Raw genomic sequence first — 10,864 nt, forward strand, 5'->3', positions numbered from 1 at the left:
CGGGAGCCGGCTATTGTGGTTAACCACAATAGCGGAGGCAGTTTCTTTGGCACAATATCCAAGTAGACAAATAATAAAGTTTTTTAAAAAACCACTCAGGAGACAAAAATGCAGATGAAAACCATGTTCGTCGCGCTGTGCGCGGCCATTGGCGCCACCGCCGGCGTCCACGCTTACGCGCAAGCCCCCATCGTCATCAAGTTCAGCCACGTCGTGGCGACGGACACGCCGAAAGGCCAGGCCGCCGAACGCTTCAAGCAGCTGGCCGAGAAAGCCACGAATGGCAAGGTCAAGGTCGAACTGTACCCGAACAGCCAGCTATACAAGGACAAGGAAGAACTCGAAGCGCTGCAGCTGGGCGCCGTGCAGATGCTGGCGCCGTCGCTGGCCAAGTTCGGTCCGCTGGGCGTGAAGGAATTCGAAGCCTTCGACCTGCCCTATATTTTCCCCACCAAGACGGCGCTGTACAACGTCACCGAGGGCGAAATCGGCAAGAGCCTGCTGAAAAAACTGGAACCCAAGGGTATCACGGGCCTGGCCTACTGGGACAACGGCTTCAAGGTGATGTCGGCCAACAAGCCGCTGCACAATCCGGCCGACTTCAAGGGTCTGAAAATGCGCATCCAGTCGTCCAAGGTGCTCGACGCGCAAATGCGCGCGCTGGGCGCCAATCCGCAGGTGCTGGCCTTCTCGGAAGTGTATCAGGCGCTGCAGACGGGCGTGGTCGACGGCACGGAAAATCCGCCATCGAATATGTACACGCAAAAGATGCATGAAGTGCAAAAGCACGTGACCGTGTCGAACCACGGCTACCTGGGCTATGCCGTCATCGTCAACAAGAAATTCTGGGATGGCTTGCCGCCCGATATCCGCAGCCAGCTGGAAAAAGCCATGCGCGAGGCGACCACGTTTGAAAAAGCCATCGCCCAGCGCGATAACGACCAGGCCCTCGACGCCATCAAGAAAGCGGGCAAGACGCAGATCTACACCTTGACGGTGCAGGAACAGGCCGAGTGGCGCCGCGCGCTGGCGCCCGTGCAGAAGACCATGGAAGCGCGCATCGGCAAGGACCTGATCTCGGCCATCAACAAGGAAAGCGCGAAGTAAGGCGCAGGCTTTAGCGCACCGCCTGGTGCGCCAGGCAGGGCATCCCTGCCACTCGCTCGAATGACTCCTGCGCGTCCTGCGCGGGAGTCCGTGTACCCGCATTCTTTGAAAGTCCACCATGAAATTTCTGGATCACCTGGAAGAGTGGCTGATCGCGACCCTGATGGGCGCGGCCACCTTCATCATCTTCGTCGCGGTCGTGCACCGCTACCTGGCAGGCTTGCCGATACCGGTCGTGCAAGACTTCCTGATTCAAATCAATACCAGCTGGGCCCAGGAACTGTGTATTTACATGTTCGTCTGGATGGCCAAGTTCGGCGCCGCGTACGGCGTGCGCACGGGCATCCACGTGGGCGTCGACGTCTTGATCAACCGCATGAACCCGCGCTGGCGCGACCGTTTCATCGTCTTCGGCCTGGCTGCCGGCGCCCTGTTTACGGGTGTCGTGGGCACCCTGGGCGCCAGCTTCGTGTGGTCGATCGGCCACACGGACCAGACCTCGGCCGACATGGAAGTGCCGATGTGGCTGGTCTACCTGGCCGTGCCGCTCGGTTCCTACCTGATGTGTTTCCGCTTCTTGCAGGTGATGGTGCATTTCATCAAGACGGGCGCCTTGCCCAAACACGACCACTCGCATGTCGAGGGGCTGGAAGAGGAATTGACGGCGGAAGAAAAAGGAGCCAAGGCATGAACGCGCTGATTATTTTTGTATTGCTGCTGGCGCTGATGCTGACCGGCATGCCGATTTCCATTTCGCTGGGCCTGACGGTGCTCACGTTCCTGTTTACCATGACCAGCGTGCCCATCGAATCGGTAGCCCTGAAGATTTTCACGGGTATCGAGAAGTTCGAGATCATGGCCATCCCCTTCTTCATTTTGGCGGGCAACTTCCTCACGCATGGCGGAGTGGCGCGGCGCATGATCAACTTCGCCAGCTCCATGGTGGGCCACTGGCATGGCGGCCTGGCGCTGGCCGGCGTGATGGCCTGCGCGCTGTTTGCCGCCGTCTCCGGCTCCAGCCCCGCCACCGTGGTGGCGATCGGCTCCATCATCCTGCCGGCCATGGTCAAGCAGGGCTATCCGCGCGGTTTCGGCGCCGGCGTCATCACTACCTCGGGTGCGTTGGGCATCCTGATTCCGCCATCGATCGTGATGGTGATGTATTCCGTCAGCACGAATACCTCGGTAGGCAAGCTGTTCATGGCGGGCGTGATTCCCGGCATGATGCTGGCCATGCTGCTGGGTCTGACCACGTGGTTTTTGGCGCGCAAGCACAACTATCCGCGCATGAAAAAGGCCAGTTGGGGCGAGCGCTTCGTCACATTCAAGAAAAGTGCCTGGGGCCTGCTGCTGATCGTCATCGTCATGGGCGGTATTTACTCGGGCGCGTTCACGCCGACGGAAGCGGCCGCCATGGCTGCCGTGTACGCCTTCATCATCGCCGTCTTCGTCTACAAGGACTTGAAGATCAAGCAAGTGGGCAAGGTCTTGCTCGATTCGGCCGCCATGTCGGCGATGCTGTTGTACATCATCACCAATGCCGTGCTGTTCTCGTTCCTGATGACCAGTGAAAACATTCCCCAAGCGATGGCCGAATGGATCACGGGCAAGGGCCTGGGCGTGATCAGCTTCCTGCTGGTGGTCAACGTGCTGTTGTTGTTGGCTGGTAACGTCATGGAACCGTCTTCCATCGTGCTGATCATGGCGCCGATTTTGTTCCCCGTCGCCATGAAGCTGGGCATCGATCCTGTGCACTTCGGCATCTTGATCGTGGTCAATATGGAGGTCGGCATGTGCCATCCACCTGTGGGCCTGAACCTGTATGTGGCGTCCGGCATCACCAAGATGGGCATTTCGGAGCTGACCGTGGCCGTGATGCCATGGCTGCTGACGATGCTGGCCTTCCTGATGCTGATTACCTACGTACCACAAATCTCGCTGTGGCTGCCAAATTTAATTTACAACTAAAATAGTTGTCCCCGTCATGGTGCAAAAAAAGTCGATCCGGCCGAATAAATGCGCTATGATGGGCAGCCTTAAGGGGAAATACGTAGTTGCTTATACGCTCCGGTAGTAAGGCTGAAATACAGAATTGGCAATAAAGTTAGTGGGGGAGTGGTCTATAAAAACGGTATTGATACCGGGGATATATTGAGGAGACACACGTTTCACAGAAGTTGTTGAGTCATAGCTGTCTGCGGCCACAAGCCGGCACCGGCGGACCCAAATGACCGGGAACGTGAAGCAATATTTGAAGCGCACCGGCTGGTGCGCTTTTTTTTTTTTTTCGGTGCGCCAGGCATATATGCCACACTTGAATAATGATCAGCAGATGAAAAAACAACAGGGCAGTGAGCTGTTCAGCGCCATTGTGGCCGCGCCGTTCGGCGCCATGGGGGTGCGCGCGCAGGATGGCCATTTATGCGAACTGGTTTATCTGCCGCCGCACTTTACGGAAAAAGACGCGCAGGATGCCGTCTCCGAGCGGGCCTGCCAGCAACTGGCGCGCTATTTCCGCGATCCCGATCATGTCTTCGACCTGCCGCTGGCAAACTCGGGCAGCGCCTACCAGCAAGGCGTATGGACGGCGATTGCCGGCATCCCGCGCGGCCAGGTGCGCACCTATGGCGACGTGGCGCGCCTGATCGGCTCGGCCCCGCGCGCCGTGGGCCAGGCCTGCGGCGCTAACTGGTTTCCCGTGGTCATACCCTGCCACCGGGTCACTGCCGCTGGCGGCCTGGGCGGTTTTGCCCACCACGACGATGCGACGGGATTCCACCTGGGCGTGAAGCGCTGGCTGCTGGCGCATGAAGGTGTGGCGGGCATGGCGTGGTCAACACGATGATGAACAGCCTGCTGGCGCCCGACAACACGACCCTGATCGACGAATTTTGCGACAGCCTGTGGCTGGAAGACGGCTTGTCGAAAAACTCGCTGGACGCTTACCGGCGCGACATGCGGCTGTTTTCGCGCTGGCTGGAAGTGGCGCGGCCCGGGCGCGATAGCCTGTACGACGTGTCCACGGCCGATATCGAGGCATATTTCGCCGCCCGTCACGACGAGAGCAAGGCCACGTCGTCGAACCGGCGCCTGTCTGTGCTCAAGCGCTTTTACCAGCTGGCCTTGCGGCAGAAGCATATCGCAGCTGACCCGTGCCTGAAGATGGTCTCGGCCAAGCAGCCCGCGCGCTTCGTGCACACATTGAGCGAAGCGCAGGTGGAAGCCTTGCTGGCGGCACCCGACGTGAGCACGCCGCTGGGCTTGCGCGAGCGCACGATGCTGGAACTCATGTATGCGAGCGGCTTGCGCGTGTCGGAACTGGTGGACTTGCAAGCCGTGGAGCTGAGCCTGAACGATGGCGTGCTGCGCATCACGGGCAAGGGCAGCAAGACGCGGCTGGTGCCGTTCGGCGAACAGGCGCGGCTGTGGATCGAGCGCTACCTGAAGGAAGCGCGTGGCGTCATTCTCGATGGCCAGATGGACGATGCGTTGTTCGTCACGCGGCGCGGGGGTGCCATGACGCGGCAAATGTTCTGGGTCATCATCAAGAAACATGCGCTGAGCGCCGGCATCACTGCGCCGCTGTCGCCGCACACCCTGCGCCACGCGTTCGCCACGCATTTGCTGAACCATGGCGCGGACTTGCGTGTTGTGCAATTGTTACTGGGACACTCCGATATCTCCACCACGCAGATTTATACGCACGTAGCCCGCGAACGGCTGAAACTGCTGCATGCGCAGCATCATCCGCGAGGCTAAATATTTGGTGTTTGGTCCAATTACGTCATAATGTGTCTTATATGCTTATCTGTAACATCTAAAAACTAAAGAGGTAGTAAATGGCCAAGACAAATTTCCAATACGAAAAACGGCAAAAAGAGCTGGAAAAGAAGAAGAAAGCCGAGGAAAAAGCCAGACGCAAGCTGGAAGCGAAGAACAATCCGAAGCCGGCCGATGGCAGCGAGGGCGATGAGCCAGAAGCGGACGACGCCGACGCCGATGCGGCCGCCGACGGCGACGCGCCCGCCCAGCCGCAGTAATTCCCCGTTCCTGACGACCGGTGCGGCGTCGCCGCGCCGGTATCTCCTCGTTCTACCCGTTCTCTCTTCCCTTCCGCTACAAGCGCGGCCGCTGGCCGATCGCCAGTTGCAACTGCGTGCTGGCGATGGCGGCATCGGCGCGCGCCTGCACATAGCCCTGGTACGCCTCATCGGCCGAACGCTGGGCCGCCAGCCATTCCAGCAGCGAAGCATTGCCTTTGACGTAAGACAGGCGCATGCCATCGACCACTTTTTGCGCATCGGCCAGCACGCCGTCACGGTAGCGCGCCAGCCTGTCCTGCGCCGCACGCAACTGCCGCTGTGCCGTGCGCACTTGCGTCTCCGCCGTCAGTTCCGCCTGGCGCAGGGCCAGCATGGCCTGCGTCACGCCGGATTCCGCCTGCACGATGTCGCCCTTGTCGCGCCGCGACAGGGGGATGGGGATGGCCAGCGAGATGGACAGTGCACGGGAGCGGGGCGCGCCATCGACGGGATTGCCGCTGGCGTCGATGCCGTCATGGTAGCCGCGCGCGGCGGCCAGGCCCAGCGTGATGGTCGGGTCGACGGCGCGGTTGGCACGCACCAGCGCCGCGCCGTCGCGCAGATTGTCCAAGGTGGCGCGGGCGATGCGCACGTCGTTGCGCGCGTCGAGCGCTTGCGTCAGCAGCACGCTGGCATCCTTGTTGTCATACGCGGCGAAGTCGCATTCCAGTTGCGCGTCCGGAAACAGCGCGTCGAACTGGCGTCCCAGCGGCGGCGACAGGGCCAGCATGGCGCTGTCGGCTTCACTGCGCGCCTGCGCCAGGTCGGCCTGGAACTGGTCGCGCTCCACGCGCGACTGCAGCAGCTCGATGCCGCCCACGTCGCCCGCCTTGCGCCGCACGGCATTTGCCTCGACCACCTTCGACAGGGCCGCCATGGTCTGCTCCTTGCGCGCGGCGACTTCGCGCGTGCGGCACGCTTGCGTGAACGCGGCGGCGGCCGTGCCATACAGTTCGCTCCTGAAACCGGCCACCGTCTCTTCGGCCAGCGCGACATTGCTGTGCGCGGCCTTCAAGCGCGCGGCGCGCTTGCCGCCCGTCTCGATGGCCATGCTGATGGCCGGGTTCCACGTGACGGGACGGTGTTCGACGCTGCGCACCGTCTCGCGCGTGGCGCCCAGGGTGAATTCGGGATCGGGACGCAGGCCGGCGATGCCGATGCCCGCCCTGGCCGACGTGATGCCTTCCTGCTGCGCCTGCAGTTCCAGGCTGTGGCTTTCCACGGCGGACAGGTAGGTCTCGAAGCTCAAGGGCGCGGCGATGGCACTGGGGGCGATCAGCCAGGCCGCCAGCAGCAGATTAAAACGGGTCATGGTTCACTCCTTCGGTATCGGTCTGGCGTTTGTGTACGTGCGCCTCGATCAGGTAATACAGGGCCGGCAACAGCAGCAGGGTCAGCGCCGTCGCCGTCACCAGGCCGCCCACCACGACGGTGGCCAGCGGGCGCTGCACGTCGCTGCCCAGGCCCGTGGCCAGCATGGCGGGTGTCAAACCCAGGGCGGCCACGGTGGCCGTCATCAGCACGGGGCGCATACGGTCGCGCGCGCCTTCCAGCACGGCGTCGCGCAAGCTCTTGCCTTCGTCTGCGCGCAAGCGGTTGATCTGCGCCAGCATCAGGACGGCATTCAATACGGCCACGCCGAACAGGGCGATGAAGCCGACGGCGCTCGACACGTTCAGGGTCATGCCGCGCAGGTGCAGCGCGGCCAGGCCGCCGAGCATGGCCAGCGGCACGGCCAGCAAGACCAGCGCGGGCTGGCGCAGGTTGCGGAACTGGCCAAAGAGCAGCAAGAACATGGCGCCCAGGGTCATCGGCAGGATCAGGGCCAAGCGGCTTTGCGCGCGCTGCAGGTTTTCGAACTGGCCGCCCCATTCGACGCTGATGCGCTGGTGCTCGCCTGCCACGGCTTGCGCCACCAGCGGACGCGCCTCGGCCAGGAAGCCGGCCAGGTCGCGCCCACGGGCATTCAGGCGCACGATGATGTGGCGCCGTCCCATTTCGCGCACGATCACGCTTTCGCCCGAGGTGGTGCTGATGTTTGCCACCTGCGCCAGAGGAATCCTGGCGCCGTTGGCGGCGGTGAGCTTCAAGCTGGCGATGGCGTCCGGGCTGGAACGCGTGGCGGGCGGGAAGCGCACGGCGATGTCGTAGCTTTTCTCGCCTACGTACACCTGGCCGATGGGCGCGCCGCCGATGCCGGTGGCAATCAGGTCGGCCACGTCGGCCGCGTTGATGCCGTAGCGGGCCGCCTTCGCCCTGTCCAGTTCCACCTTCAGGTTGGGCAGCGGCGGCTCCACGTCCACAGCCACGTCGGAGGCGCCAGGGACAGTCTTCAGGACATTTGCCACCTTGCCGGCGATGGCGCGCACTTCATCGAGGTCGTTGCCGAAGATTTTCACCGTCAGGTCGCTGTGCGCGCCGGACAATTTATCCTGCACGCCATCGATCATCGGCTGCATGAAGGCCACCGTGATTGCGGGCATGCGGGCGAAGCGCTCGTTCATTTTCGCGATCAGCTGCTGCTTGCTCATGCCCGACTTCCAGGTCTTGTACGGATGCAGTCCTACGCTGGCCTCGATGTGCGACGGTGTCCAGTAATCGGTGCCGTCGTCGTTGCGCCCCGTCTGCGTGACGATGGTCGACACTTCCGGGAATTCCAGCGCGGCGCGGCGCAGTTCGCTGGCCATCTCGGACGCCTTGTCCAGCGTGATCCCGGGCGGCATCTGCACCTGCAGCCACAGAGAACCTTCATCGAGATAGGGCAGGAAGTCGCGTCCGATGCTGCCGCCCAGCAGGGCCAGGCCCGCCAGCGAAGCGGCGCAGACGGCAGCCACCCAGCGCTTCTTGCCCACCATGCGTTCGAGGAAGCGCCCATACGCGGCCGCCAGCTTGTCCAGCGCGCGGTGATGGAAGGTGCGGCGCGGCTTGCGCAAGGCCAGCCAGGCCAGGCCCGGAATCAGCACCAGCGCCACCACCAGCGCGCCCACCAGCGCCGCACCCACCGCATACGCCATCGGCGAAAACAGCTTGTACTCGATGCGCTGGAAGGCGAACAGGGGCAGGTAGGCGGCAATGATGACGGCCATGCCGAACAGGATGGGGCGCGCCACCTGCAAGGTCGCCTCGATGGCGTCCTGCAAGGTGAGGGGCCGCTCCTGTTCCCGCTCGCGGCGGCGCAGCATGTTTTCCAGCACCACCACGGAACCATCGACGAGGATGCCGAAGTCGATCGCCCCCAGGGACAGCAGGTTGGCGGGAATTCTGAAATGGTGCATGAAGATGAAGGCGATCAGCAGGGCCAGCGGAATCGTCAGCGCGACGATGGCGGCCGCGCGCGGGCTGCCCAGGAACAGCAGCAGCACCAGCGCGACCAGCAGCATGCCTTCGCCCAAGGTATAACTGACCGTGTGCAGGGTGGCGTCGATCAGCGAGCTGCGGTCCAGGTAGGGCACCACTTTCACATCCTTAGGCAGCACATTGGCGTTCAAGTCATCGACGGCCGCATGGATGCCGGCGAGTGCCTCGGACGGATTGAAATCCTTCAGCAGCAGGGTGATGCCTTCGATGGTGTCGGGGTTGTCATCCTTGCCCAGGATGCCGCGCCGCTCCACGCTGCCGTAGGCGAGCTTGCCCAGGTCCTTCACCAGCACGGGCACGCCGTCCTTGCTGCTGACGACGACATTGCCCATGTCGTCGAGCGAGTGCAGCAAGCCCACGCCGCGCACCACGTACGATTGCTGGCCGCGGTCAATGACACTGCCGCCGCCGCTGATGTTGTTGGCGTTGATGGCGTCCTTGACCTGCGCCAGCGAGAAGCCGTAGCTGTCCAGTTTTGCGGGATCGAGTTCCAGCATGAATTGGGTGGTGAGGCCGCCGAAATTGCTGACGTCCGCCACGCCGCGCACCTGCTGCAGGCGCGGAATCACGCTCCAGAACTGCAGCTCGGACAGTTCGCGCAGGGAGCGTGTTTTCGATTCCAGCGTGTAGCGGTAGATCTCGCCCGTGGGCGAGGTGTAGGGATCGAGTCCTGGCTTGGCGTTGTACGGCAGGTTCACGCTGGCCAGGCGCTCCTGCAGCCGTTCGCGCGTGAAGTAGCCGTCGCTGCCATCCTCGAACACCACCGTGATCAGCGACAGGGCGAACAGGCTGCGCGTGCGCAGCACGTGCATGCCGGGCGTGCCGAGCAGGGCGCGTTCCAGCGGAATGGTGATCTGCTGCTCGATTTCCTCGGCGCCCAGGCCCGGTACCTGCGTGACGATTTGCGAGGTGACGTCGGCGATGTCGGGGTAGGCTTCGATGGGCAGCTGCTTCCAGCAATACACGCCGTAGATGGCGACAAACAGCAGTACCAGCCAGACGATGCCGCGCCGCTGGCAGCAGGTGGCGATGAAACGGTCAATCATTGAGCAGCACTCCTTCCTTGACGACGATGCGTTCGCCCGCGCGCAAGCCCGAGACGATTTCCACCTGGTCGGCATGGCTGGCGCCCACTTCCACTGTGCGCGGCGTGAACACCAGCGGGCTGCGCTCGACCATCACGCGCGTCGATGGCCCGCTTTGCAGCACTGCCGATGCCGGCACGAGGAGGGCGCGGCGGGGAGCGCCGGCGAATCCCGCGTGGGCGAACATGCCCGGCTTGAAGGTGCCGGCGCGGTTGTCGATGGCTACGCGCACCTTCACCGTGCGCGTCTCGGGATCGAGCACGGCGCCCACATACGCGACCTTGCCATCGAAGCTTTTTCCCGGCCAGGCATCGACAGCGATGCGCGCCGTCTGTCCTACGGCCACCTGCGCCAGATCCTTCTCGGCCACGTTGGCAGACAGCCACACGGTGGACAGGTCGGCCACCGTCATGACGGGCGCGTTGATATCGTTCCAGTAGCCGCCCTGTGCGCCTTCCATGGCGATCACGGTGCCGCTGATCGGCGAGCGCAGTACATAATCGCGGCGCGAACCGCGTGCGCCGGCGCCGTACTGGGCCAGCTTGTCGGCGCTGGCCTGGGCGTCGCTGCCGGCCTGCGCAAAAGCTGCCTGCGCCGCCTCGTACTCCTTGCGCGCGGCGATTTCCGCCTCAAACAAGGTTTTCTGGCGCTCCAGCTCCTGGCGCGCCTGCAGCAGGGCGGACTTCGCCTTGCTGTCGTCCGCGTAGGCAGCGCTCAGTTCCGCAGAATCGAGCGTGAACAGCGGGTCGCCCGCCTTCACGCTGTCGCCCAGGGCGCGCTGCAGGCGCGTGATGCGCCCGGCCAGGGGCGGCGTGATTTTTACCAGTTTTTCCGGCATGGCTACGATGCTGCCCGGCGCTTCCGTCTGCGTGGCGATGTCCTGTTCCTGCACGGTGGCGATCTGCAGGCGTTGTCGCAGAGGCGACATCTTGTCGACGGCGATGCTGCCGTCGTCCAGATGCATAGTTTGAGCGGCGGGCGTGGCTGCCGCCGTCGGCTTGGCGCAGCCGGCCAGGGCCGAACAGGCGAGAGCGAGGGCGCAACTGGCGCCCAGGGCGTTGCGGGTGGTCGTGTTCATCCCGTGTTTCCTTGTTATTGATGGTGATGGGGCATGCATGGATGCCGTGCCCAGGCGGGCGGTCAGAGGGGGCGCGGGCAGAGATATGACAGCGCCGGGAAAGCATAGCAATGTGGTCCTGAAGAAGCGCCCAAGAATGCATGAATCATTCTTCA

The 10,864-nt window shown here is 63.2% G+C and carries 9 protein-coding genes; 6 read left to right on the top strand and 3 right to left on the bottom strand.

Going from position 1 to position 10,864, the window contains the following annotated elements; translation table 11 throughout:
• Nucleotides 1–114: 114 nt before the first annotated feature.
• The 6 genes from ACQ4WS_RS08715 to ACQ4WS_RS08740 all read left to right on the top strand — a co-directional run bounded on the left by ACQ4WS_RS08715 (nucleotide 115) and on the right by ACQ4WS_RS08740 (nucleotide 5,147).
• Nucleotides 115–1,107: a TRAP transporter substrate-binding protein gene (locus ACQ4WS_RS08715; RefSeq protein ID WP_436475619.1), complete on the top strand. Its 993-nt coding sequence runs from the start codon at nucleotides 115–117 to the stop codon at nucleotides 1,105–1,107.
• A gap of 118 nt (nucleotides 1,108–1,225) precedes the next feature.
• Nucleotides 1,226–1,798: a TRAP transporter small permease gene (locus ACQ4WS_RS08720; protein WP_077408389.1), complete on the top strand. Its 573-nt coding sequence runs from the start codon at nucleotides 1,226–1,228 to the stop codon at nucleotides 1,796–1,798.
• Nucleotides 1,795–3,075 (top strand): TRAP transporter large permease, encoded by a 1,281-nt coding sequence (locus ACQ4WS_RS08725; RefSeq protein WP_116745490.1) that lies wholly within the window; start codon nucleotides 1,795–1,797, stop codon nucleotides 3,073–3,075. The genes ACQ4WS_RS08720 and ACQ4WS_RS08725 overlap by 4 nt, the downstream gene beginning before the upstream one ends.
• A 364-nt stretch (nucleotides 3,076–3,439) precedes the next feature.
• Nucleotides 3,440–3,952 (top strand): methylated-DNA--[protein]-cysteine S-methyltransferase, encoded by a 513-nt coding sequence (locus ACQ4WS_RS08730; protein WP_436475415.1) that lies wholly within the window; start codon nucleotides 3,440–3,442, stop codon nucleotides 3,950–3,952.
• The gene (gene xerD / locus ACQ4WS_RS08735) at nucleotides 3,949–4,866 is read left to right on the top strand and encodes a site-specific tyrosine recombinase XerD (protein WP_436475417.1); all 918 of its coding nucleotides are present in this window, start codon (nucleotides 3,949–3,951) and stop codon (nucleotides 4,864–4,866) included. Before ACQ4WS_RS08730 ends, xerD begins: the two co-directional genes overlap by 4 nt.
• 80 nt (nucleotides 4,867–4,946) lie before the next feature.
• Entirely contained in the window at nucleotides 4,947–5,147 is a 201-nt protein-coding gene (locus ACQ4WS_RS08740; RefSeq protein WP_436475419.1) for a hypothetical protein, read from the top strand.
• Nucleotides 5,148–5,223: 76 nt separating this feature from the next.
• On the opposite strand, the gene ACQ4WS_RS08745 is transcribed toward ACQ4WS_RS08740, so the two are convergent.
• From ACQ4WS_RS08745 to ACQ4WS_RS08755, 3 genes are read right to left on the bottom strand one after another with little or no spacing between them, the layout of a single operon-like run.
• A complete protein-coding gene (locus ACQ4WS_RS08745) occupies nucleotides 5,224–6,501 on the bottom strand; it encodes a TolC family protein (protein WP_436475421.1) in 1,278 nt (425 codons plus the stop codon).
• Nucleotides 6,488–9,592: an efflux RND transporter permease subunit gene (locus ACQ4WS_RS08750; protein ID WP_436475423.1), complete on the bottom strand. Its 3,105-nt coding sequence runs from the start codon at nucleotides 9,590–9,592 to the stop codon at nucleotides 6,488–6,490. Before ACQ4WS_RS08750 ends, ACQ4WS_RS08745 begins: the two co-directional genes overlap by 14 nt.
• Nucleotides 9,585–10,709 (bottom strand): efflux RND transporter periplasmic adaptor subunit, encoded by a 1,125-nt coding sequence (locus tag ACQ4WS_RS08755; RefSeq protein ID WP_436475424.1) that lies wholly within the window; start codon nucleotides 10,707–10,709, stop codon nucleotides 9,585–9,587. Before ACQ4WS_RS08755 ends, ACQ4WS_RS08750 begins: the two co-directional genes overlap by 8 nt.
• Nucleotides 10,710–10,864: the final 155 nt, after the last annotated feature.

Origin of the sequence: Janthinobacterium leeuwenhoeki (assembly GCF_051380795.1) — a bacterium.
Lineage (GTDB): Bacteria > Pseudomonadota > Gammaproteobacteria > Burkholderiales > Burkholderiaceae_D > Janthinobacterium.